The sequence below is a fragment of the Streptomyces sp. NPDC049040 genome (genome assembly GCF_043197715.1).
In the GTDB taxonomy this organism is placed as follows: Bacteria; Actinomycetota; Actinomycetes; order Streptomycetales; family Streptomycetaceae; genus Actinacidiphila.
In genome coordinates, this window is the sequence record NZ_JBICTO010000026.1 from 1 (window position 1) to 22548 (window position 22548).

General features: G+C 71.3%; 19 protein-coding genes. 7 read left to right on the plus strand and 12 right to left on the minus strand.

The features are described 5' to 3' along the window. Window positions 1-584 precede the first annotated feature (584 nt). The 3 genes from ACGFMP_RS34325 to ACGFMP_RS34335 form a co-directional block, all read right to left on the minus strand. Entirely contained in the window at window positions 585-1469 is an 885-nt protein-coding gene (locus tag ACGFMP_RS34325) for a fructosamine kinase family protein (RefSeq protein ID WP_393677587.1), read from the minus strand. A 74-nt stretch (window positions 1470-1543) separates the two neighbouring features. Further along, window positions 1544-2095: a TetR family transcriptional regulator gene (locus ACGFMP_RS34330; RefSeq protein ID WP_393677588.1), complete on the minus strand. Its 552-nt coding sequence runs from the start codon at window positions 2093-2095 to the stop codon at window positions 1544-1546. Beyond that, window positions 2092-3597, minus strand: a complete 1506-nt coding sequence (locus ACGFMP_RS34335) for an MFS transporter (protein WP_393677590.1) — start codon at window positions 3595-3597, stop codon at window positions 2092-2094. Before ACGFMP_RS34335 ends, ACGFMP_RS34330 begins: the two co-directional genes overlap by 4 nt. 168 nt (window positions 3598-3765) lie before the next feature. Here ACGFMP_RS34335 and ACGFMP_RS34340 point away from each other — a divergent pair, with 168 nt between their 5' ends. Next, window positions 3766-4710, plus strand: a complete 945-nt coding sequence (locus ACGFMP_RS34340; RefSeq protein WP_393677591.1) for a hypothetical protein — start codon at window positions 3766-3768, stop codon at window positions 4708-4710. Between the two features lie 18 nt (window positions 4711-4728). On the opposite strand, the gene ACGFMP_RS34345 is transcribed toward ACGFMP_RS34340, so the two are convergent. Continuing rightward, complete coding sequence (locus ACGFMP_RS34345) at window positions 4729-5610, minus strand: LLM class F420-dependent oxidoreductase (RefSeq protein ID WP_393677593.1); 882 nt, start codon at window positions 5608-5610, stop codon at window positions 4729-4731. Between the two features lie 239 nt (window positions 5611-5849). Between ACGFMP_RS34345 and ACGFMP_RS34350 the strand changes: the two genes are divergently transcribed. Next, window positions 5850-7151: a serine hydrolase domain-containing protein gene (locus tag ACGFMP_RS34350; RefSeq protein WP_393677594.1), complete on the plus strand. Its 1302-nt coding sequence runs from the start codon at window positions 5850-5852 to the stop codon at window positions 7149-7151. 79 nt (window positions 7152-7230) lie between these two features. Here the strand turns inward: ACGFMP_RS34350 and ACGFMP_RS34355 are convergent, their stop codons facing one another. Continuing rightward, window positions 7231-7857: a hypothetical protein gene (locus tag ACGFMP_RS34355; RefSeq protein ID WP_393677596.1), complete on the minus strand. Its 627-nt coding sequence runs from the start codon at window positions 7855-7857 to the stop codon at window positions 7231-7233. 57 nt (window positions 7858-7914) lie between these two features. After that, entirely contained in the window at window positions 7915-8385 is a 471-nt protein-coding gene (locus ACGFMP_RS34360; RefSeq protein WP_393677687.1) for a DUF6193 family natural product biosynthesis protein, read from the minus strand. Window positions 8386-9166: 781 nt separating this feature from the next. On the opposite strand from ACGFMP_RS34360, the gene ACGFMP_RS34365 reads away from it, so the two are divergent. Next, entirely contained in the window at window positions 9167-9433 is a 267-nt protein-coding gene (locus ACGFMP_RS34365) for a DUF4235 domain-containing protein (protein WP_393677597.1), read from the plus strand. Between the two features lie 152 nt (window positions 9434-9585). Here the strand turns inward: ACGFMP_RS34365 and ACGFMP_RS34370 are convergent, their stop codons facing one another. Further along, the gene (locus tag ACGFMP_RS34370) at window positions 9586-10932 is read right to left on the minus strand and encodes a serine/threonine-protein kinase (protein WP_393677598.1); all 1347 of its coding nucleotides are present in this window, start codon (window positions 10930-10932) and stop codon (window positions 9586-9588) included. A gap of 346 nt (window positions 10933-11278) precedes the next feature. On the opposite strand from ACGFMP_RS34370, the gene ACGFMP_RS34375 reads away from it, so the two are divergent. Beyond that, entirely contained in the window at window positions 11279-12760 is a 1482-nt protein-coding gene (locus ACGFMP_RS34375; RefSeq protein ID WP_393677600.1) for a glycoside hydrolase family 6 protein, read from the plus strand. 163 nt (window positions 12761-12923) lie between these two features. Here ACGFMP_RS34375 and ACGFMP_RS34380 read toward each other — a convergent pair whose 3' ends face one another. The 3 genes from ACGFMP_RS34380 to ACGFMP_RS34390 all read right to left on the minus strand — a co-directional run bounded on the left by ACGFMP_RS34380 (window position 12924) and on the right by ACGFMP_RS34390 (window position 18071). Then, on the minus strand, window positions 12924-13763 hold the full coding sequence (locus ACGFMP_RS34380) for a YhjD/YihY/BrkB family envelope integrity protein (RefSeq protein WP_393677602.1): 840 nt from the start codon (window positions 13761-13763) through the stop codon (window positions 12924-12926). Between the two features lie 270 nt (window positions 13764-14033). Beyond that, window positions 14034-17390, minus strand: coding sequence for a GH92 family glycosyl hydrolase (locus tag ACGFMP_RS34385; RefSeq protein ID WP_393677604.1), 3357 nt, complete (start codon window positions 17388-17390; stop codon window positions 14034-14036). 273 nt (window positions 17391-17663) lie between these two features. Next, window positions 17664-18071, minus strand: a complete 408-nt coding sequence (locus tag ACGFMP_RS34390) for a hypothetical protein (protein ID WP_393677606.1) — start codon at window positions 18069-18071, stop codon at window positions 17664-17666. Between the two features lie 194 nt (window positions 18072-18265). Here ACGFMP_RS34390 and ACGFMP_RS34395 point away from each other — a divergent pair, with 194 nt between their 5' ends. Continuing rightward, window positions 18266-19015, plus strand: coding sequence for a dienelactone hydrolase family protein (locus ACGFMP_RS34395; protein WP_393677607.1), 750 nt, complete (start codon window positions 18266-18268; stop codon window positions 19013-19015). Between the two features lie 16 nt (window positions 19016-19031). Further along, complete coding sequence (locus tag ACGFMP_RS34400; protein ID WP_393677609.1) at window positions 19032-19343, plus strand: hypothetical protein; 312 nt, start codon at window positions 19032-19034, stop codon at window positions 19341-19343. Between the two features lie 20 nt (window positions 19344-19363). Here ACGFMP_RS34400 and ACGFMP_RS34405 read toward each other — a convergent pair whose 3' ends face one another. Then, window positions 19364-20464 carry an NADH:flavin oxidoreductase/NADH oxidase gene (locus ACGFMP_RS34405; RefSeq protein ID WP_393677610.1) on the minus strand — a complete coding sequence of 367 codons (1101 nt, stop codon included), beginning with the start codon at window positions 20462-20464 and terminating at the stop codon, window positions 19364-19366. Between the two features lie 260 nt (window positions 20465-20724). On the opposite strand from ACGFMP_RS34405, the gene ACGFMP_RS34410 reads away from it, so the two are divergent. Beyond that, window positions 20725-21402, plus strand: a complete 678-nt coding sequence (locus ACGFMP_RS34410; RefSeq protein WP_393677611.1) for a hypothetical protein — start codon at window positions 20725-20727, stop codon at window positions 21400-21402. Between the two features lie 336 nt (window positions 21403-21738). On the opposite strand, the gene ACGFMP_RS34415 is transcribed toward ACGFMP_RS34410, so the two are convergent. Further along, window positions 21739-22530 carry a hypothetical protein gene (locus tag ACGFMP_RS34415; RefSeq protein ID WP_393677613.1) on the minus strand — a complete coding sequence of 264 codons (792 nt, stop codon included), beginning with the start codon at window positions 22528-22530 and terminating at the stop codon, window positions 21739-21741. Between the last annotated feature and the right edge of the window lie 18 nt (window positions 22531-22548).

A 22548-nucleotide genomic window follows, 5' to 3' on the forward strand; every position in this document is an offset into this window, starting at 1 on the left:
GCACAACCGGCCACAGCAACCGCCATACCCAAACCGATAGCCACAGCACAAGCGCTGCGCGTCATCCTCGCCATCGTGAAACTCCCTGATCTGTCGTTGTTGTCGCATGCACCGGGAAGGGTCTGCGGTCGGGTCTGCGGGGGCGATGTCCGGCCGCGGTGGCACGCCGCAGTCGGTCGCCGGTCACGGGTTCTGTCACTGCAGGAGGAGGCGAGGCGGCTGAGGGGGTGTGAGCGCTCACTCAGGGCGCGCCGTCAGGAAGGCGTTCGGCTACTGGGGGTGGCGCCCTCTCGCGTCCTGACATCTCCTGCACGGAGAGGCGGAGTTATCTCGTCGATGCTCCGACTCCCCGGTCTGGGCCACTGAAAGTTTCGGTGGCCGTGCGATCGTTTCGGGCACCTTAGGATCGCCGATCGGGGCACGTCAATACATCTCACACCGAATCCCCGACCCCTGGTCGATCTTTTGCCGTCGGCTGGGAGGTGTGAGTGGGAGTTCACCCTGGCGAGGTGTGCGAAAAATTTCGAGCGTGATGACTTATGTTTCGAATATCCGGTGCAGAGAGCCCGGCTGCCCCGCTGGACTCAGAAGCGCTGCCGGAACGGGGCGAGCGTGGCACGCAAGAGGTCCGCGGCGCCCCAATCGGGGTCGAACTGCGCGATCACGGCCAGGTGCTGGCGTAGCTGGAGGATCGGCATGCGATCGCGCCATTCCCGGTCGAGCCCGGTCAGCTCCGCGTACCGCTCGAAGAACACCTGCGCCTCGGGTGGCGGTGCCGTCGTCCACAGGTGGGCCAGGTCGACCTCTGCCCATGTGTACGACACGGCCGGGTCGATCACCGCGGGCTGCCCGTCAGGGGTGGCCATGAGGTTCATCGCCCACAGGTCGCCGTGCGTCAGGCACGCGGGCCTGACCGGCAAAATCTCGGGCAGCCGCTCGCACAGCCGCTCCAGTGCCGCCCGGTCCTGGGCGTCGAGCGCGTCCCGGACGCGGGGCTCGCCGAGCCAGCGCAGCAGGCGGTGCTCGGCGAAGAACGCGAAACCGTCGTCAGCCCAGGTGTTGACCTGCCGGCGACGGCCCAGCCAGTTGTCCCGGTGCCACCCGAAGCGCGGGTGGCGAGAGGTGGTGTGCAGATGGGCGAGAAGGTGGGCGAACCGCTCCCAGAAGGCCTCGGTTTGCGGTCGGGGGTGGAGCACGGACAGCACGAGCAGGTCGCGGTCCGCGAGGATGACCTCGGGTGTGGCGATGCCGCCCGCATCGCTCAGCACCGTGAGCCCTTCGGCCTCCGCGGCGAAGACGTCGTCCGACGGGGGTTCGTCGAACGCCTTGGCGAAGACCGACGAGCCGTCACCGCGGCGTGCGAGTCCCGCGGTTGCGGCGAGGCCTCCGGCCGCCGGCGCGACCGTGAAGACGTCCGTCAGCCCTGCCGCGTGCAGGCGCTGGAGCAGGAAGGGCGGCGCCTCTGCCATGGGTGAACTCCTCGGGCTGCGTGACCGGGTCTGCGTGACCGGGCCTGCGTGGCCCGGTCGGTCGGCCGGCCTGCTCAGCGGCCTTGGCCGAGCATGTCCAGCACCAGCCGGACGACCTCGTCCGTATCGGCCTCGGCCAGCGCCCCGAACGCTCCGCCGTGGCGGGACAGGACGATACCGACGAAGGCCGCCACCGCGAGCTCCGCCCGCAGCCGGGGACGGTCCAGGCCCTCACGGGTGAAGCGCTCGAACAGCGGATCCACGAGTCGCCAGTGCAGCTGGCCGACTGCGGCGGCCTGGACTTCGGGGTCTTCCAGGGGGGAGACCGCGGCACGGAAGACCGGACCCGGTCCGCGCACGTCGACACCGTTCACCAGCATCAGGTTGCGCTCGGGTTCCAGCAGGTCGGCCGGCCTGGCGTTGGCGCGGTCCAGGTCGAGCACCGCGATGTAGAGCTGTGCCTTGCCGCCGAAGTAGCGGGCGATCAGGGCCGGGTCGACGCCTGCGCGCTCGCCGATCTCCCTGATCGTGCTGCGGTCGTAGCCGCGTTCCGCGAACAGGCCGGCGGCCGCCTCCAGCAGCAACTGCCGGCTGCGGGCGGAGTCCCGCCGTTTGACAGGGCTCACCGGCCGGACCGGCCCGCCACCCGGGTGACGCTGTCCTCCGCGGTCTCGGCGTCGGCGATGCTCTCGTCCATCAGCAGTTCCTCGTCCACGGTCGATGGCGTCACGGGGCGCTGCGCTGAGCGCCTCGGCAGGACGATCGCAACGAAAGCAGTGACCACCCAGATCGCACAACCCAGCCAGGCGGCGGTCTGGTAGCCGCTGTTGGCGGGCAGCAGCCGGCCAGGAGCGGTGTGCGCCTCCAGGACGACGGCGCTCAGCACGCTGCCGGTCGTATAGCCGATGGTGCGCAGTACCTGGTTGAAGCTTATGGCGCTGCCGGTCTCGTGCGCGGGTACGGCGTTGACGATCAGGCCGGGCATCACCGCGAAGGTGCAGCCGACGCCGAGTCCGGCGACGCCCATGATCACGAACAGCTCCCACAGCTGGCCGCGGGCGAAGAGGAACAGCACCATCGACAGCAGCGACACCGCACAGCCGATCGGCAGCACCATCGCCGTCGAGGTCCGCCGGGTCAGCAGCGGCACCAGCTTGCTGGAGGCCACGCTTGCGGCGGAGAACGGCAGCAGCACCAGCCCGGTGACCAGCACCGAGGTGCCGAAGCCGTAGCCTGCGGCGCTCGGGGTCTGCACGAAGCGGGTGACCATCGACATCAACATGTACATCGCCACACCGGCTATCAGCCCGGCGACGTTGGCGGTCAGCACGGATCGGTTGCGCAGTGTCCGCAAGTCCACCAGCGGGTGGGCGGTACGCAACTCGTGGACGCTCCAGGCGGCCAGCAGCGCCAGCGCGAACACGACCAGGCCCAGCACCCGGGCCGAGGTCCAGCCCCAGACCTCGCCCTCGCTGAGCGCGAGGAGCAGCGAGGCCAGTCCGACGGCGAGCAGCACAGCTCCCGGGGCGTCCAAGGACTGCTTCTTGCGCCCGCCGGCCTGTGGCACGACCAGCGCGGCGGCCAGCAGGGCGAGACCGCTGATGATCGCTCCGAACCAGAAGCCGGCGTGGATGCCCATCGCCTCGGTGATCAGCCCGGTGAGCGGGTAGCCGAGGCCGACACCGGCCACGGTGGTGATCGAGAGCAGCGCCACCGCGGGGCGGGACTGCTCGGGCGACAGCGCGTCGCGTGCGGTGGCGATGGCCAGGGGGACGAGTCCGAGGCCCACCCCCTGCAGCCCGCGCCCGGCGACCAGGAAGCCGAAGCCCAGCGGCAGGGCCGCGAGCACGCTGCCGACCAGCACCACCGTGATCGCCCCCAGCACCACCCTGCGCCGGTGCGGCCCGTCGCCCAGCCGTCCCATCACGGGGGTGGCGACCGATCCGACCAGCAGCGTGATCGTGAGCGACCACTGCGCGTCGGACAGCGACACATGGTCCACGTCGGCGATCGTCGGGACCAGCGGAGCCCCCAGGCTGCTGATCACCGCGACCACGGTGCCGAGGAACACCAGGACCGGAACCAAGGCGCGCTGCCGCAGGTCAGGCCCTGCGTGTCGGGCAGTCATCGACATTCTCCCCAAGCTTGTCATCACATGATGTCTTCACACGATGACATAACTGGGGCCTGAGCGGCAAAAGAGTGGCCTGGCGGGCGGCGCCGCAGGTCAGACACGCCCTGGCGCGGCAAGCCGGAGTGGCGCATGCTGTGAGACAGCCTTGATCGGGGGGATGACGTGCGGGAGTACGAAGAGGTCGGTCACGAGCGCGCCGTCGCAGGAGTGCGGGGGCCGGACCTCCTGACCCGGCAGCACGCAAGCAGCCTCCCGCCCGCCTGGGTGCGGGGGATTCCCGGCGGCTCGCTCGACAGCGCCCGCGCCGTGCTCTCGATGCAGCGCACGGCCGGAAACGCCGCGGTGGCGACCTGGCTCTCGGCGGCCGGTCGGACCGGCGGCCGCCGGCTCGATGCCCACGTGCAGCGCGACGAGGACATCGCCACCGCCGAGGCGTCGCAGAGCGACCAGGCCGACGGCGATCAAGTGTCCGGCGACGCGGGGATGACGCCTGACGTCTTCCACTGGATGTTCGACCCCGACACCCTCGCCCAGGAGATCGCCAACATCGGCGACTCCGACCTGGGAGCGGCCGACCTGGTGCCCGACACGCCCTGGACTGGAGCCGACGACGACTCGCTCCCCACCGCCCAGGCCCTGTCACTTCAGCGGGACCCGCCGGCCGGCACCGACCCCGGCCTGCGGCTGACGAAACCGGGCAGCGCGGGCGACGTCCTGAAAGCGCTGTCCCAGCTGTCCCAGGTCAGGCAGGGACTGCTCCAGATCAAGCAGATGGCGTTGACCGACTGGAAGAAGCTGGTCGGCGACCCCGTCGCGCTGTCGATCTCCCTGTCCGTGAGCGGGATGATCGCAGCCGGTGCCATCGGCGGGATCGAGAGCAGTCCCGGCACGCGCAGGACGGTCAACCCGTTCCTCTTCGGCAAGGACATCCCGCTCCCGGTGCCCGACGTCCTGGGAGGTGCGAAGCTCCCGGGGCTCTCCTTCAAGGTCCTGGGCGCCGGCGCCGAAGCCAACGGCTTCGTGCTCACTCTCGATTTCGGCAAGGTCCTCGGGTGGAAGGCGCCGTCGGGCTTCGCTCAAGGCGACATCGGTGGCGGCCCCCGGTGAGCCCGTCGGTGTCGACCGTCACGGCAGCAGCACGGCCGCCAGCCGCCGCCACGCGTCCAGCGGAAGCTCGGTCCGCGTGTCGTCGGTGACGACCTGGAGCGCCAGGTGATCGGCCCCTGCGGCGAAGAACTCCTGGGCGCGCGTGGCGATCGCGTCGGCGTCACCGATCGCGAACACCGCGTCCAGCAGCCGGTCGCTGCCGCCGTCGCGCAGGTCGTCCTCGGTGAAGCCGAGCCGCAGCAGGTTGCCGGTGTAGTTGGGCAGCGTGAGGTACATGGCCAGATACGCGCGGGCCGTCGCACGGGCCCGCTCCGGGTCCTGGTCGAGCACCACCTTGAACTCCGGGGCCAGCAAAGCGTCCTGGCCGAGGGCCTCGCGGGCCCGGACGGTGTGCTCGGCGGTGACCAGGTACGGGTGGGCCCCCGCCGACCGGTCCCTGGCCAGCTCCAGCATCTTGGGGCCGAGCGCGGCCAGCACCCTGCCGGCGGCCGGCACCGGCTCCTGCGCGGAGTCCAGCGCGGTCAGGTACTCGCGCATCGCCGAATACGGCTTCGCGTAGTCCTTGGCGAGCACTCCGTGGCTCACCCCGAGCCCGAGCAGGAACCGCCCGGGGTGGGCGCGTTCGAGCGCCGCCCGCTCCTTGGCGACCTCCTCCGCCTCGTACTGCCAGATGCTGAGGATGCCGGTGGCCACCACGATCCGGGGAGCGGCGGCCAGCAGGGGCGCCGCGTACGAGACGGCGGGGCTGGCGCCGAGCCAGATCGTGCCGTAGCCCAGGCTGTCGAGCTCGGCCGCGGCGTCGTCGTGCGCAGCTGAGTACGCGGGGCCGTCGCCGCTCTGGGCAGTGGTCCAGGCGCTGCTCCAGACGCCGATCCTGCCCAGAGGGTTGTGCTGTGGCATGCGAGCCGTCCTCGGTCGTAGAAGATTCGGGATACCTCCGTTGTACACGGCACGGGAGTCCGCCGGGGCGCTCGACTCCCGATCTTCGGCGGTGGCGCCTGGCGCGCACCGCCGCCGCGAAAGACCTCCCGCGATCTTCCGCTTCCCACGTAACAAAGTTGCGTGCCACAGCGTCTGTACAGGTAGTGGCCGCTGTGGCGGCTGGTTCGATTGTTCCGGTAGAGAACTGGAGTTCTGTCTTGTCTTCCCGATTCCTCGGCTCGACCCGTCCGTCCGGCACCAGGCGCCGCGCCCGCGCGGTCGCTTCCGCCGCCGTCGCGTCAGCGGCAACCGCCTCGGTCCTGCTCGCCGCGGGCCCGGCGGGCGCCGCTCCGGCGGCCTCGGGTCCCGCGCCCGACTACGCGGGCCTGCGGCAGGCACTGGCGAGCGTCGTCGCGGCGGGCTCGCCCGGGGCCTTCGCGCTCGTGAGCGACCGCGGCGGCGCAGGAGGGACGGTCAGCACGGGTACCGGCGACCTGGCCACCCAGGCGCCGGTCGACCCGAAGGGGCGGTTCCGGGTCGGCAGCATCACCAAGAACTTCACCGCCGTGCTCACCCTGCAACTCGTCGCCCACCACCAGGTCGACCTCGACGCGCCCGTCACCGGATACCTGCCCGACGGGGTACTCCCGGCAGGATCCCCGATCACCGTGCGGCAACTGCTCGACCACACCAGCGGTTTGTACGACTACAGCAACGACCTGCCCGGCATCCTGGTCGGCGACACGGTCACCGGCTACCAGCAGTTCCGCTACCGGACGTACGCCCCCGCCGCCCTGGTGGCAGGAGCGCTGACGCACGGCTCGCAGTTCACGCCCGGCAGCCGGTACGACTACTCCAACACGAACTTCGTGGTGCTCGGCCTGCTCGTCGAGCACGTCACCGGGCAGCCCTTCGCGAAGGTCCTCACCGACCGGATCCTGAATCCCGCGGGTATGACCGCCACCGGTTTCGTCGTGCCCCGCAAGGAGATCACCGGACCGCACGCCGTCGGCTACCTCACCGAGGACGACCGCTCCAAGCCGCTGTCCGACGCCACCGAGCAGACCGCCTCGTGGATCTGGACGGCCGGTGCGGCCATCTCCACCACCACCGACCTCAACCGCTACTGGCGGGCCCTGACGTCCGGCGCGCTGCTGCCCGCCGCGCAGCTCGCGGAGATGGAGACCACGCAGCCGGCGGACACCACCGGCACCTCGTTCTACGGCCTCGGCATCCGCCAGTACACCCTGTCCTGCGGCACCCAGGTCTACGGCCACGACGGGATCCTCCAGGGCTACCAGACCTACTCCTACACCACGAAGGACGGCTCACGGCAGCTCACCGTCTCGGCCGACGCCTCCAACAACTCCACCGTCTTCGCGGCCGAACGCACCGCCCTCGACCCCGTCTTCTGCGGCGCCCCCGCTTCCCCCGCGGCCACCCGCGGTTCCGCCGCGGCCGCCGCCCACGTCGCCCAGGAAGAGACCACCGGCCGCGCCCCGGCCCTCCTCCGCCACTGATCCACGGCTCGCGCCGCCGTATGCCCGACCGCCGCCGCACCAGGGCGACTTCGCCCGCACGCGGCGGCGGCCGCGGTGCTCAGAGCAGCCAGGGACCCACCAGGCAGAACCCGACCCCGGCCAGGCCCGCGAGCGCGAAGACGAGCCCCGCGCACAGCAGCACCAGAAGGAAGAACACCATGAACACGAGCCCCGCGGTGGACACGGCTTCGTCTTCCTCGTCGCCGGGCAGGAGCCAGACGTGCCGGATCGGCAGCGCGGCCAGGTCCGCGGTCTTGCCGCTGTCCCTGCGCCACAAGACCTGCCGGCTCGTCCCGGTCTGCGCCTGGTAGACCTGCACGAAGCGCCGGTGATACTCCGGGTCGGGCTCCGTACGGACGTACCGTGCCGGAACCCGGCGCGCCCGGTGCACATTCTTCTCCGACCAGAATTCGGCCGTCGAGGACGCGATGCCACCGGCGACCACCCAGACGATGGGACAGACCCAGAGCAGGGCGGGCTCCAGCCACATGCCCCGGACGAGGAACGCCACGGCGGCGTAGGCGAGCAGCAGCCCGCCTGCCGCCCAGGCCGCCCGCAGGGCCAACTGCCCCCGGGTGAACCGCTCCCGCAGGCGCGGCCGTGGCGCGTCCCCTGCCGCGGGGTGGGCGGCCCCCGCCTCTCCCGGCCCGTCCTCCGGCTGCTGATGCCGCTGCGCGGTATCCATGCTCCCCCCCAATGCCTCGACGCTGAGCGGCGGTAGGCAGACGAACCCGCGATCCCGTCACATGCACGAAGGGTCGGGTACAGCGTCGTCGGGAAGCCCCCCGACGACCACGGCCACAGCCTCCGTCGCACCGTACACATCCTGGAGCCGGCCGTCCGCAAACCGAACGCGGAAGCAGCCGTCCCCGATCGCCATGACTCGCGGCAGGTCATGGCAGATGGGAGGTGCAGCCCGACGGCTGAAGGTGACCCAGTGCATGCTCTGCCCCGGCGACAGGGCGCGAAGCCGCGGCTGGGCGAACGCAGCCTCGACAAGCTCGTGCAAGGCCGCGTCCTGCCGGCGCCCGGCGGACTCCCGCAGCCGGCGCCACCGCACCGGTACTGCCTCCCCGCGCTCATACGCCTCGGCCGGCTCCCAGGTCTCGAGGAAGGGCCACTGCGTCACGAGTTCGGACACTCGTGGCGCGCGCAGCCAGGTGTACAACGCACCGGCGACCTCGGCCAGTTGGCTGCTGCCGCCGGCGGCCATCCGGACCCCGCCGGTCCAGCAGTCGACGCGGAAGCTGTGCTCCTGGGGCGCCATCAGGACATTCGCCGACCGATCCCCGGCTGACACCTGCGCCCCCACACGGCGCCAGCCCGGCGAAGACGTCGACTCGACCGTGAGCGCGTAGCCCGCGTGATCCGCCGCCGCTTGAAGCGCGTTCACCAAGGAACCGGCCTTCACCACCTCGGGGTAGAAGGCCGCGTAGTCGTGCGGAACATCGCCGGAAGGCTGCTCGGACATGCGATCGAGTCTGCCAGACATCCCCACCCGCGCGGCCGGCCAATGGTGCGTCACGGATGGGATGGGGGAGCGGTCGGCCTGTCACCCCCGCCGGTGCGGTCCGAGGCGGGGCGGTGTCGCCGCCACAGGCGTTTCACCAGCGCCACAAGCCCCGCCGTGACCGCCAAGGCGAGTCCGCCGAGCCAGGACTGGCTCCAGGGGTGGCCGTGGCCGGTGCGTCCCCCGAAATGCCAGATCAGTACCCCGGCCAGATACGTCCCGACCGCGACCCCCGCCGCTCGTGTGGCTCGCATACGGACCGGTTACCCGCACACCCGTACGTGACGCCTGACCTACGAGGACGCCTGCGCCGTCGCCCAAGCCTTCTCATACAACCGACCGTCCAACCTGCCATGGCCACCGGGGGGCTTGCGGCCCTGGCGAGCCGCGGTGCGTGACGTGCTGCTTCCAGGGCACACGGGCAGTCACACGTGGCTGCGGCGACCGGGAGGTTCCTCGTGGCCCATGGCGGGAGGCGGTTGGGATGAAGAGCACCGGGTTGGCGTACAAGCCGGTCGGCTGGGCGATCGGCGCCGCCAGCGGGGCGGTGGCCGGTTTGCTGTTCAGGAAGGCGTGGACGCTCATCACCGATGACGACGACGCCCCGGACGCCACCGACGAGGACCGCAGCTGGCAGGAGATCCTGCTCGCGGCGGCGATGCAGGGCGCCCTCTTCGCGGTGGTCAAAGCAGCCGTCGATCGAGGCGGCGCCCACTTGGTGAAGCACGTGACGGGCAGCTGGCCCGAGTGACAGCGGCGGTCGGCCGCCGGACGGCCGGCCGCCCCCTGGGCAGCGGAGTGATCGGCAGCCTGCTCTGGGCATCGGAGCCGCCGACGATGTGCGGGGATTGAGGCCGGATCCGCACCGGCGTCGGTACGAGTGCTGAGCTTGCGGACGTCACGTCACTTCTTCGGCTTGGCCGGAGTGCCGTGAGCCGCTGCCTTCTTGGCCTCGTCTGCCTTCCCGTTGCCATTGCCATTGCCGTTGCCGGAGGGGCCGGCAGGGGCTGGTTTGTGCGCGGTGCCGGGCACGGGGTTCTGACCCGCCGGGGGAGCGCCGGCCGCGGGCCCGCCACGGTGCGGCAGGGAAGCCCGCTTGGCGAGGGAAGGGGGCGTGTGCGCGGGGCCGGAAGTGCCGCCCGAAGCGTGCGGGGGAGCGGACGCGGGTGCCGCAGGCGAGGTGGCCGCCGGATCGGCGGGGGCGCCGGCCGGGGCGCTGTGGCGGGTGCCGGCGTCCGGTGCGGACGGACCGGTGTCCATGGCCACCAGCGTCACCCCCGTCACGCCGAGCAGGAGGGCGGCCGTGGTGCCCGCGACGAGCGCCCGGCGGCGCTTCGATCGCAGGGGGGAGTCGAGCGTGGCGCTCACGGTGCGACTCCGGTGAGTGGTGGCGTCGGCGTCGGGGGGCGCAATCGGCGTCGAGGAGATCCTCGCCTCTTCGAGTGCGCGGACGCATCGATCCGCGTCGGGCCGCTCGGCGGGCTCGCTCCGTGTCATCGCCGCGATGACGGAGGCCAGCTCGGGAGGTACCCACTGCGGGATCTCCGGCGAGCGGAAGAGCCGGGCGGTGCCGGCTGCCAACGGGGTTCCCTGGTACTCCCTTTCGCCCTTCAACGCCTCCAGCAGGACCAGGCCGAGCGCGTAGACGTCGCTGGCCGGACCCGAGCCCTTGCCGAGCATCTGCTCCGGCGCCAGATACGGCGCGGTGCCGACGACCATCCCCGGTTCCGCGCGGGTGGGTTCGTCGATCAGGCGGGAGATCCCGAAGTCCGCCAGGTAGGGGGCGTCGCCGGGTCCGAGCAGCACGTTGGAGGGCTTCACGTCCCTGTGGACGATTCCGGCGGCGTGCGCGTGGGCGAGCGCCGAGGCCAACTGCGCACCGATGCGGGCCGCCTGGGCGGGGGGCAACCGGCCCTCCGAGAGGCGTTCGCGCAGGGTGACGCCCTTCACGAGCTGCATCACCACGTAGGCGCCCCCGAGGTACCGGCCCGTGTCGTAGACGGCGACGAGCGCCGGATGGGTGAGCCGGGCCAGCAGGACCGCCTCCTCGCCGAAGCGCGCGGCGGAGACCGCCGTGGCGCCTGGGCGGAAGACCTTGACCGCGACCTCGCGCCGCAGTTTCAGGTCCATGGCCCGGAAGACGTCGGCGGTGCCACCGGCTCCCAGCACCTCGTCCAGCCGATATCGCTCGTCGAGGACATCGCCCGGCTGCGGGCTGCGACGACCCGCAGGACCTTGAAGGGCGACCATGGCACTCTCCGGTGACGGTGATGGTGACGGTTTCGCCCCGCCTACCCTCGCCCCGGCCGCTCATTCGGCCGCTCCCTCCCGGGGAGTGCGGCAGGGCCATCGCTGTGCGGCGCCCCGACCCGGGAAGTCACCCGGTGCTCCGCGAGGGTTCCGTAACCGCTTCTTGGGGGCATATCTCGATGGGAGCGCTCCCATCGCGACGCAAAACTGTTCCGCACAGGGATTACGCACCTTCGTCGCGCTGGTTAGGCTCAAGCCCGGCTGTGCGGGAGCGCTCCCACGAGTGCCCGCGCATCCGGTCCTCACCCGAGGACCCTCTCCCCCCACGAGAGCACGGAGGACAACTGTGACACCCCTCATCCGCCCCCTGCGCCATGCCAGGGCGGCCGCGGCCGCCGCACGCGGGTCGCGGGCGCGCAAGGCTGTGGCGCTCGGCCTGGCCACGGGCCTCGCTGCCGCCGGTATCGCGCTGGGCACCGGGATCACCGCGGGCGCCGCGGTCCAGGGCAGCCTCCCCACCGGCACCCAGCTCTACAAGGACCCCGCCTCCCAGGTCGCCCGCTGGGTCAGCGCCAACCCCGGTGATTCCCGCCAGCCGATCATCGCCCGGCGGATCGCTTCCCAGCCGCAGGCGATCTGGTTCTCCAACTACCGGCCGTCCACGGTCACCAGCGACGTCAGGGCGGTCACCACGCCCGCGGCCGCCGCGGGGCAGGTGCCGGTGCTGGCCGTGTACGAGATCCCCAACCGCGACTGCGGCGGTGCCTCCGCGGGTGGAGCGCCGGACCTGGCCTCGTACGACACCTGGGTGCGCAACTTCGCCGCCGGACTGGGCAGCGGGCAGTCGATCATCATCCTGGAGCCGGACTCCATCGCCCTGACCACCTGCCTGTCCGCGCAGCAGCAGGCCGACCGCTTTGCCTCGCTCTCCCGGGCGGGCGCCGTCATCCATGCCGCCGCGCCCAACGCCAAGGTCTACCTCGACGGCGGCCACTCGGCCTGGAACAGCGCCTCGGAGCAGGCCAACCGGCTGCGCAACGCCGGGATCCTGACCAACGCCGACGGCCTCTTCACCAATGTCTCCAACTTCAACACCACCGGGAACGAGGTCAACTTCGCCAAGAACGTGCTGGCCTCGCTGGGCAACCCGGGCAATCTGCACGCCGTGGTGGACACCAGCCGCAACGGCAACGGACCGGCCGGCGGCGGAGCGTGGTGCGACCCTTCGGGCCGGGCGATCGGCACCTACCCCACGACCAACACCGGTGACTCGGCCATCGACGCCTTCCTCTGGGTGAAGCCGCCGGGAGAGGCGGACGGCTGCGCGGGCGCCGCGGGTACCTTCCTGCCGGACGTGGCCTACGCGCTGGCTTCCGCCGGATCGTCGGACCCGACCCCGCCGACGGCCACTCCCACGACCACTCCGCCCACCACGATCCCGCCGACCACGACGACGCCCACGACGACCCCGCCCACCACGACCCCGCCCACCACGACCCCGCCGGGTGGCGCGGCCTGCTCGGTGACCTACAAGATCGCCAGCGCCTGGACGGGCGGCTTCACCGCGGACGTGACCGTGCGCAACACCGGCAGCAGCACGGTCAACGGCTGGTCGCTCAAGTGGACCTTCCCCGCCGACCAGAAGATCACCAGCGCGTGGAACACCAAGGCCACCCAGTCCGGTGCGGCCGTGACCGCCACCGACCTGGGCTACAACGGGACCATCGCGGCCGGCGGCTCCACCGGCTTCGGGTTCCAGGGGACGGGCTCAGGCACCGGCTCGCCGACCGCCTTCACTCTCAACGGGGCAGCCTGCAGCGTGTCCTGACACGCTGACCGCTCCGTCGCAGCGGCCGGCCCGGATGCTCCCGGGCCGGCCGCCGCGGTATGTCCTCGACACGATCGAGGGCGCTCGGGGGCCGCGACGGGCATGGTGAGGGGCGGGACCGGAGCGGCGCCGGTGAACCGGGACCCGGCGGGTGCGGACGCGCTCAGGTCTTGCCGGCCCTGCCGTGCTCCGTGTGGCGTTGGTGCATGACGCGTCCGATGACCGCCCCGCCGTAGACGACGAACCCGACGCCGGTGAGCCAGGACTGGACGACCAGGATCGTGCCCACCGGCCCGTAGGTCACCGCGTTCGAGGCGACCAGCGGGGAGAACACGAGACCGGAGAAGATCCGCAGGCCGATCAGGCCGAGCGTGGTGGCCACCGCCCCCGGCAGCAGGGCCCGCCAGCTGACCCGTCCGACGAGCAGGAATCGCTGCGACCACCAGAAGAAGAGCAGAGAGATGCCGACGGCGCCCACGACCCCGACGACCTGCTCGGAAACGGTCGTGCCGTGCCCGAGCGCCGCGACCGCGACCAGCAGGAAGCCGATGAACGCCGCGAGCCAGATGACGTGGCGCCACAGGGAGTGCCAGTGGGCGGCCTTCAGCTCCCACGCCTTCTCGTATCCCGTCTGAAGCGCGGTTCCGAAGGTGAGACCGAACGCGGCGAGCACGGCGAGGCCGAAGGCGGTGGCCCGCCGCAGAGCCTGTTCCGGATTCACGACCACCTCGGCGATACGTGCCTGGGACGAGGAGGACAGGCCCAGAACGCGCCCCAGGAACTTTCCCGCTCCCAGGCCGCTGTGCGGGTCGACGGCGCCGACCAGGGTCAGCAGTGGCAGCAGCGTGAGCAGGCTCAGGGCCGCGAAGCTCAGGGCCCGGGACATCAGCTCCATCTGGATGCCTCGGCGCACCACCAGCGCGGCGGAGGACGCGTCCCAGCGCCTCTTCCACCGCTGCCATCGGCGTCCTCGCCCAGATGTGCCTTCGTCCTCGTGGCTCACCCCCTCTTCCTATCTCCTCGCACGTGCCTGCCCGCGGTGTCGACACGGGACCAGGGCGCGATTCACCGGCGCGCCATGGGGTCACGGCCTCACGCCGGGCGCTGCCGGGGGACAGGCCGCCAGGACCGCGGTCGCGGAGGTCGCGGTGGGGAACGCGGAGAAAGCGCTTTTCCAGGAGTGTGGGGTCACCTCGGGGGAGACGTCGTGCCGCCCCGGTCCGATGACGGACCGGGGCGGCGGCTGCGCAGGCGGGCTCGGTGCGGCGGAGCCTTACGCGGTGGCGATTCCGAAGATGTGCATGTCGCCGCCCTGGGTGGTGGCCGGCAGCGTCACGGACGCCAGTTGCTTGCCGGATTGCAGCGTGATCGCCGCGGTGGCGAACACGTCCGTGCCGACCGGGTCGGTCGAGCCGCCCATGACGTCTCGGTAGGTGGTGTGGACGGCGATCGTGTTGCCGAAGGAGGGGGTGTCCCCGCCGCCGCCGAGCGTCCAGTCGCTGAAGCCGATCTCGGCCTGCTGGGTGGTGCCGTCGGTGTAGGTGAGCGTGGCCGTGCCGGACGTGTCGCCGAAGGCGGCACTGCCGAGCAGGCTCAGCCGGGTGGCGCCGGCCGAGGTCTTCGACACGTCGAGCACCTGGTCACCGCCGCCCACGACGATGTTGTCAGGAGCGCCGGGCGCGACGTCGGGCCAGGTGAAGTCGAAGCCGTCGGCCGAGACGGTCCCGCCCGGGGTGGCCCCCGCGGCGGCGAGCGCCTTCGCGGAGTAACTCCAGCCGCCGCCGTCGAAGTTGGCCGTCGGGTTCGCGTCGTCGTAGGAGATGCCATTGCTGTTGACGTACCAGGTGACCGAGCCGTTGACGCCGACCGTCACGCTCAGCCAGGCGGTCGGGGCCTTCGCGCCGTGCTGACCGGTGAGGGTGAACGGTACGCGGTAGACACCGGATTTGGTGTCGGCCGCGACGCTGACGGTCGTCTTGGCGGCGGTGCCGCCGTTCTTGGGCACGGTGACCGTGCCGTGCGAGGGCGACAGGGTGATGCCGGCCGGGGCGTCTGCGCTCCAGGAGACCTTGGCCTTCTTGTCCTGGATGGTCGACAGCGCGAGCGAGGCCGTCGCGGTCTTGCCGGGCTCCACCTTCACCGAGGTGGGGGAGGCGGCCGCGAAGAACGGGGCCTCACCGGTGCGGAAGGACGGCGGAGCGTCCTTGGCGGCGCTGCCCCAGCGGGTGTCGGGGGTGGCGCCGAGGGTGTAGTCCAGGGTGCCGCCGCGGCTGGTGAAGGAGGCGGGCACCCAAGGCTGGTCGGTCTTCTTGCCGTTGACGCGCAGGCCCTGGATGTAGATGTTCGCGGCCGACGCCTGCGGGGCGTTCACCGTGATGGTGTGGCCGGATCCGGTGCGTATCACCGCCTTGGGGAAGATCGGCGTGCTGAGCACCAGGTCGGCGCGGCTGGGCACCTGCGGGTAGAGGCCGAGCGCGGAGAAGACGTACCAGGAGGACATGGTGCCGGCGTCGTCGTTGCCGGGGATGCCGCCGGGGGTGTCGGTCCACAGCTGGTCGGTCTCGGCGCGGACGGTCTGCTGCGTCTTGTAGGGCGCGCCGAGGTAGTCGTACAGGTAGGGCGCGTTGATGTCGGGCTCGTTGGTGGGGTCGTAGCGGGTCTGGTCCTTCGCCGAGAAGTCGAAGGTGCCGTCCGGGGCGCGGAAGAAGGCGTCGAGCCGCTGGATCGCGGCCGTGTCGCCGCCCATCGCCTGGGCGAGCCCGGCGACGTCGGAGTAGACCATCCAGTCGTAGCGGGCGCTGCTGCCCTCGACGAAACCGCTGCCGGTGCTCGGGCTGAACGTGGCGCCGGCCCATGAGCCGTCGGAGTTGCGGTCGCGCACGTAGCCGCCCTGCGCGGTCGCGTTCGGGTCGAAGACGTTGGTCCAGTTGCCACTGCGCTCGGCGAAGGCCTGCTGTGTGGAACGGTCGCCGACCGCGCCCGCGAGTTCCGACAGCCCGAAGTCGGCCGCCGCGTCCTCCAGCGTCTCGGCGGCGCCGCCCCAGCAGTGGCAGTTGTCGGAGGGGACGTAGCCGAGCTTCAGGTACTGGTCCAACGCCGGTCGCTGACCGACGCATTCGACGTTGCAGCCAGCGCTGTCCGAGTCGTCGGCGGTGGGCACGGTGGCGGCCTTGACCAGCGAGGTGAGCGCGCCCTTGACGTCGAAGTCGCGTCCGCCGAAGGCGTAGATGCCGGCGAGGGCCGCGTCCGAGGGGTCACCTGACATGACGCTGGTCTTGCCGTTCTCCAGCAGCCAGCGGTCCCACTCGCCGCCGCGCTGGGCTGCGTAGTTGAAGAGTGATTGGGCGTAGTCGCTGCCGATCCGGGGCTGCAGGAGCGTCAGCAGCTGGACCTGGGCGCGGTATTGGTCCCAGCCGGAGAAGGTGCCGTACTGCGCGTGCTGGCCCTTGGCGAGCTTGTGGACCGCGCGGTCGCCGCCGAGGTAGCGCCCGTCCACGTCGCTGGTGAGCGTGGGCTCCAGCATGGAGTGGTAGAGCGCGGTGTAGAAGGTGCTGAACTGGCCGGGGGTGCCGCCGGAGACCGCAATACGGTCCAGCGCCGCGTTCCAGTCGGCGGTCGCGGCCGCGCGCACGGAGTCGAAGGAGCGCGACGGCGGGTTCTCCGTACGGAGGTTGGCCTCGGCGCCGTCGGCGCTCACGTAGGAGACGGCGACCTTCACCTGCACGTCGCGGGTGCCGGCCGGGAAGGTGATGTAAGCGCCGGAGCCCTTGCCCGCGGTGGGGTTGCCGCTGCTGTTGTAGCCGGTGCCGCCCTCGGCGGAGGTGGATCCGGGGGCGAGCGTGCCGTCGGTCCAGGTGCCGACCTTCGCGAAGGGCTGGTCGAAGTGGGCTGTGAAGTGCAGGGTGTAGACGTCGTGCCGGTTGTTGGCGCTCTGCGGGCCGCAGAAGTTGCCGGCGTCCACCGAGCCGGTGACCGTGCGGGTGGCGGCGTCGACGTTCACCGTGGCCGCGCTGCTGCCGCTCTCGGAGTTGGAGGTGCGCAGCAGCATGCTGGCCGGCTTGTCCGCCGGGAATCCGAACTCGCCCGTGCCGCTGCGCGCGGTCGTGGTCAGTTGCGCCGTGGCGCCGCTGTCGAGGCCGACCTTGTAGTAGCCGGCCTGTGCGGTCTCGGAGTCGTGCGAGAAGGTGCTCGCGTAGACCGCGTCCCGGGTGTCGGAGCTCGGCGAGGTGGTCACGTCGCCGACGAACGGCATGATCGGGATGTCGCCGTTGGCACCGGAACAGCCCACGCCGTTGAGGTGGGTGAGGCTGAAGCCGCGGATCCTGGTGGCGTCGTAGCGGTAGCCCCCCGGGGCCGGGGTGGAGAACTGGTTGCCCGTCGAGGTCTGCGGGCTCCAGGCGAGCATGCCGAACGGGACCACGGCGCCGGGGTAGGTGTTCCCGGCGTTCGAGCTGCCGATCAGCGGGTTGACGTACGAGGCCGGATCGGCCGGTGCGGCGCTCGGGGAGGCAGCCCCGGCGCTCTGCGCGCCGAGACCGAGGCCGAGCAGCGCGGTGACGGCGGTGGCCGCCGTGGCGACCCGGAACCGCAGACGGGTTCTACCGTCGGATGAGAAGGATCTGACTGACACTTTCCTGCCCTTCGGACGTACGGGGAGGAGAGGCGCCCCGGGAGGGTGGTGGGGTGCCCGCCGAGATGGACAACGTTGTCATCGCAACAGCAAGCGATGCTCCTCCGGGGTTCGTGACGTTGTCAAGGCCTCAACGTTCTCCGGGTCTTCGCACCTCAGCCGGGTCGCAGGACAAGTACGTTCATCTTCCCGCGAGTTGCCAGGCGCCCACGCGCGGCCATACCCGCAGCGCGCGCCCGCGCACCGCTCGAGATCGCCGCGCGTCCGCAGGACTCAGGGGGTCGGGTCGACGCTCGTCGTCGTCTCGTAGTCGTCGTCGCTCTCGCCCGGCACCTCGAGGCGTCCACTCACCCCCGCGCGCTCGAGCTCCTCCACCAGGACCGCGAGCATCCGCACCCGCATGGGCGGCGATATGAAGCTCTTGCAGTCCACGTAGACCCAGGGGCCGCGGGGTGAATGGTGGATGTCCGAGACGTAGTTGGGCGTGTAGAGGTCGGTGGTGTCCAACTCCTCGGAGCTGATCTCCCGCCCGTCCTCGGCGACATGGGTGAAGCGCCGCCCGGCCCGGAGCAGCGCGTCCTCCGCGGCGCCGGGGTCGGACGAGCCGATGATGATGACGGATTCGCTCGCATATCCGTCTTCGTTCTCGGCGAAGACCGCCGGGTCGATCTCGATTCCCACTGCAACCCCCTCAGGCGCACGAGCAGGGAAAGCCCGCGCATTCCACGGTATCCGCCCGGCGGGAGCCGGCGGGCTGCCTTCGTGCCGGCGGATCGCGGGCCGGACGGCCCGGCGGGCTCTGCCGTGATCCGGGACCGGCCCGGCGCCCGGTAATCGGCTTGCGACGCCCGAGGCGCCTCTGCTGACATGAACGCATGCGCGTAGCCTCAGAAACCGTCGCTGACGGCGTCCGTGAGCAGCTCTTCACCATCGGGGAAATCCCGGGGGCGCTGTGGACGCCCGCGGCGGGCTCCGGCCCCCGGCCGCTGGTCCTCATCGGGCATGGCGGTGGTCAGCACAGGAAGGAATGGGGCGTCGTCTCCCGAGCGATCCCCTACGTCGTGTCCTGCGGTTTCGCGGTCGCCTCGATCGACGCGCCGGGGACGGGCGACCGGCCGGAACACCCCGAGGTCAAGCGGCTTGTCGCGATCATCCAGGGGCGGGAGGCGGCCGGCGAGCCCGTAGGCCCGGAGTGGCGTGAACTCTGCGACGTCGTGGCGGCGCAACTCATACCCGACTGGCAGACCACCCTGGACGCACTCGGGAAACTGGACTCCGTGGGCGAGGGGCAGCCCGTCGGGTACTACGGCCTGTCGCAGGGCGGGGAAATGGGCATCCGCCTCGTCGCGGCCGAACCGCGTATCACGGCAGCCGTCCTCGGCCTCATCGGAAGCGAGTGGCTCATCGACGACGCGGCGCGGATCACCGTCCCGGTCGAATTCCTGCTGCAACTGGACGACGTGGGCAATCCGCGGGACTCCGTCATGAAGCTGTTCGACGCGCTGGGCTCCACCGAGAAGACCCTGCACGCCAACGTCGGCGGCCACTTCCGAGTCCCGTCCTTCGAAATCGACAGCTCCGTCCGGTTCTTCGCCCGGCACCTCGGCCGCACCGACGGCTCCTGACCACGGCACCGGCGGCATGCACGACCTGGTCGCGGACCTCGCCCGGCTGTGGAAGGACCACGTCCGCGCACCGTTCCCCGCGGGCTTCCGCGGTGTGGACGTCGGCGGCGTGGACCTGATCCTCCTGGACGCCGACGTCGCCGGCCTCGTGCAGGGGGAGTTGAGCGGAGGGCTCGATCACGGGGGCGTCGCCTCCCTCTGGCGCTGCATCGCCGACCTCGACACGATCCTGCCCCTGATCGACGAGGAGTACGGCGCCGCCTACTTCACGAAGCTTCGGACGATGGCCCGGATCGCGGCATCGCCCCACCTTCCCACCGCGATCTGACCGCCGGAAGGCAGGTCCGCTCAGGAGCGGTGATACGCCTGCGGGATGTAGGGCTCAGCGCCGAGTTCCTCGGCGGCGTGGCGCGCCCAGTACGGGTCGCGCAGGAGTTCCCGGGCCAGCAGGACCGCGTCGGCGCGTCCTGAGGCCACGATCTCCTCGGCCTGGGCGGGCCGGGTGATCAGGCCGACCGCGGCGACGGGCATGCCGGCCTCGTTGCGCACGCGTTCGGCGAACGGGACCTGGAAGCCGGGGGCGGACGGGATGCGGGCGTCAGGGGCGTTGCCGCCGGTGGAGACGTCGACCAGGTCCACCCCGCGGGCCTGCAACTCCTTGGCGAAGGCCACGGTGTCCTCGGCCGTCCAGCCCTCACGGTCGTCGTCCGTGTTCTCGCTGAGCCAGTCCGTCGCGGAGACCCGGAAGAAGACCGGCAGGTCCTGCGGCCACACCGCGCGTACTGCCTCGACGACCTCCAGCGGGAAGCGGACACGGTTCTCGAAGGAGCCGCCGTAGGCGTCGGTGCGGTGGTTGGTGTAGGGCGAGAGGAACTGGTGGAGCAGGTAGCCGTGGGCGCCGTGGATCTCCACGACGTCGAAGCCGGCGGAGCGCGCCCGGCGGGCTGCCTCGGCGAACTCCCCGACGATCCGGCGGACGCCGTCCTCGGTCAGCTCCTCCGGCACGGTCGAGGCAGGCCCGAACGGCACGGCGCTGGGACCCACCGGGGTCCATCCGAGCGGCGCGTCGGGCGGGATCGGCGCGCCGCGGTCCACCCAGGTCCGCTCGGTGGACGCCTTGCGGCCGGCGTGGGCCAGCTGGATGCCGGGTACGGTGCCCTGGTCCTTGAGGAACGCGGTCACGCGCCTGAAGGCGTCGACCTGCGTGTCGTTCCAGATGCCGAGGTCGTAGGGGGTGATCCGGCCCTCGGGGCTGACCGCGGTGGCCTCGGTGAGGATCAGTCCCGTACCGCCCGCGGCCCGTGCGGCGAGGTGGGTGAAGTGCCAGTCGTTCGCGGTACCGGTGGCCGCCCCCGTGGGCGCCGCGCTGTACTGGCACATGGAAGCCATCCAGACACGATTGCGCACGGTCAGAGAACGCAGAGCGTACGGCTCGAACAGCTTGGGCATGGGCTGTCTCCGGAGTTGTGGCGGTGCCGGTCGGTGCACGGGTCGAGGGGCCGCCCCGCCTGCCGGCGGGCGACACCTGACGCAACGATACTTGCGCGAGCGGGTATATGTGCGCGCATCGACATGATTTCCGTCACGGACCCCGGCAGTCTCGGAAATCGCGGACCCGGGCGCCCTCGACTGTACTGGGGCGGGTGGACGAAGCTGGGCGCCGGCTGCGGGCCGCGCAGGGCAGGTGAAACGCACGAAGGAGAGGGCGCATGGTTTCGACGTCGAGGATCGAGGCGTTCGTACCCGCTGAGGCGGCGATCACCGCTCCCGTCACCAAGTTCGGAGGCCGGCCGGTGTGGCTCGCCGAGCCGCAGTGGCCGGTGAACGAGGCCTGGGACGAGCCGATGCGCTTCGTCTGCCAGATCGAGCTCGGGGCGGTGCTCGGCGACACGGGGCGGGGCAGGCTCGCCTATGTCTTCGTGACGCACGCCGAGTACGGCGACGAGGTGTTCTTCGACCCCGACATCGCCTTTCCCGACGAGGGCGCCAACGCGGTGATCGTGCAGCCGGGGGGCGTCCACGGCGGCTCGACGCTCCCGATGGCCACCGGGCCCGGCCTCTACCACCGCGCGGACGGGTCCGACGCCGAGTACGGCGTCCGGCTCCGGCCGGGCGAGGACCCCGGATTCCTTCCGCAGTCCCTTCGTGGCGGGCTGACGGCCGCCGACCACGATCGGTACTGGGACGAGGTCGCCGGTGACAAGATCGGCGGAACCCCCGCGTTCTTCCAGGACGACGAGTGGCCCGATGGGGGCCCGTGGAAACTGGCCCTGCAGCTGAATCCGAGCTTCCAGCCATTCCACCTCAATCTCGGCGCCGCGCCGACGGCCTTCGTGTTCGTCTCGCTGGACGCCACGCAGGGACGGTTCCTCGTCCAGGACTCCTGAACCCGCGCCGGCCGGTCACCACGTCGATCGGTGGTGCCCCTCGTCGGCCGCGGAGAATCCGGTACTGCCGTGGCCGACGATCGGGCACCATCACCGGATGGGCATGTCGGATGCGCCCGCGTCGCGGGGACCGTGTACCTGCACCTGGTTCCGGCGGCGGACCGGGCACGCGAGAGGGTGCAGATCGGCAACAACCGCGGGCGCCTGAACGGTTGGACCGGTCACGACCGGGCTTGACGCCGATTGACCGGATTCAACGCCCGCGCACAATCGACGATCGGCAACGGGATGCATTCTTCCGCCCGTTCAGGTTCGGTCCGTGACCGGCGAAGAGAGTCAGCGCATCCTGCTTCTGCGGACCGAAGACCTCTCGGCTGCGGAGCTCCTGGCGCCGTCCTTTCGCTCCTGGCGCTTCCTTGCAGTTTCCACCGCCTTGGCGGCCGGTGGGTTCTTGGGACCCGGCCTCCGGGCTGAGTCCTCCGTCCGCTTCCTCGCCACCGCCTTGGCGGCGGGCGGGTTCTTGGGTCCCGGCGCCCGTGCGGACCGCTCTGCCCGGTTCTTTCTCGCCAGCGCCTTCGCCTTTTCCGCCGGGGGGTTCCTGGGGCCTGGTTCGCGGGAGGAGGGAGTCTGGGCCGGCTTCTTCCTCGGAGATCGGCGCAAGGCGGGCGGCGGCGCTTCCGTTGCCTCGTCCTGGTCTTCCCCTTCTTCCTCGTCGGTCCCGCTGCGGTCCTCCGGCTCTGCGTCTGGCGCTCCCGCTTCGTCGTCGTCCGGTTCCTCGTCGTCCGGTTCCTCGTCTTCCGGCGTCTCGTCCGGGGCCGTCTCGTCGGCCGTGAGGAGGCGGGTGCGTTCCCGCAGAACGGCGGTCAGGGCCTCGATGCCGCCCTCTCCGAGGTCCGCCGCTGAGAGTTCTGAACCTGCCAGTTCGTTCAGAACCTGTTGTCTGAGCTGCTGGAACTCAGGAGCGTCGGCGATCTTCCGTGCCCCCCGGCTGATCAGATCGACCGGATTCACCGCTGGGCCCGCCATGAGGGACAGCAGGCCGAGGGCCAGCTTCCCTCTGTTCTTCCGGCCGGCGACGTATCCCGCCGCAACGCCGGCGGCGAGGGCCGCCCTGATGTCGTTGTCCATGGCGAACGCCCTTTGGGA

Excerpts from the sequence above, each read along its gene's own strand:
- ACGFMP_RS34325 (WP_393677587.1), bottom strand. The coding sequence starts at position 1,469 with ATGGCAGAGGCGCCGCCCTTCCTGCTCCAGCGCCTGCACGCGGCAGGG.
- ACGFMP_RS34335 (WP_393677590.1), bottom strand. The coding sequence starts at position 3,597 with ATGACTGCCCGACACGCAGGGCCTGACCTGCGGCAGCGCGCCTTGGTT.
- ACGFMP_RS34345 (WP_393677593.1), bottom strand. The coding sequence starts at position 5,610 with ATGCCACAGCACAACCCTCTGGGCAGGATCGGCGTCTGGAGCAGCGCC.
- ACGFMP_RS34355 (WP_393677596.1), bottom strand. The coding sequence starts at position 7,857 with ATGGATACCGCGCAGCGGCATCAGCAGCCGGAGGACGGGCCGGGAGAG.
- ACGFMP_RS34360 (WP_393677687.1), bottom strand. The coding sequence starts at position 8,385 with ATGGCCGCCGGCGGCAGCAGCCAACTGGCCGAGGTCGCCGGTGCGTTG.
- ACGFMP_RS34365 (WP_393677597.1), top strand. The coding sequence starts at position 9,167 with ATGAAGAGCACCGGGTTGGCGTACAAGCCGGTCGGCTGGGCGATCGGC.
- ACGFMP_RS34370 (WP_393677598.1), bottom strand. The coding sequence starts at position 10,932 with ATGGTCGCCCTTCAAGGTCCTGCGGGTCGTCGCAGCCCGCAGCCGGGC.
- ACGFMP_RS34395 (WP_393677607.1), top strand. The coding sequence starts at position 18,266 with ATGCGCGTAGCCTCAGAAACCGTCGCTGACGGCGTCCGTGAGCAGCTC.
- ACGFMP_RS34400 (WP_393677609.1), top strand. The coding sequence starts at position 19,032 with ATGCACGACCTGGTCGCGGACCTCGCCCGGCTGTGGAAGGACCACGTC.
- ACGFMP_RS34405 (WP_393677610.1), bottom strand. The coding sequence starts at position 20,464 with ATGCCCAAGCTGTTCGAGCCGTACGCTCTGCGTTCTCTGACCGTGCGC.
- ACGFMP_RS34410 (WP_393677611.1), top strand. The coding sequence starts at position 20,725 with ATGGTTTCGACGTCGAGGATCGAGGCGTTCGTACCCGCTGAGGCGGCG.
- ACGFMP_RS34415 (WP_393677613.1), bottom strand. The coding sequence starts at position 22,530 with ATGGACAACGACATCAGGGCGGCCCTCGCCGCCGGCGTTGCGGCGGGA.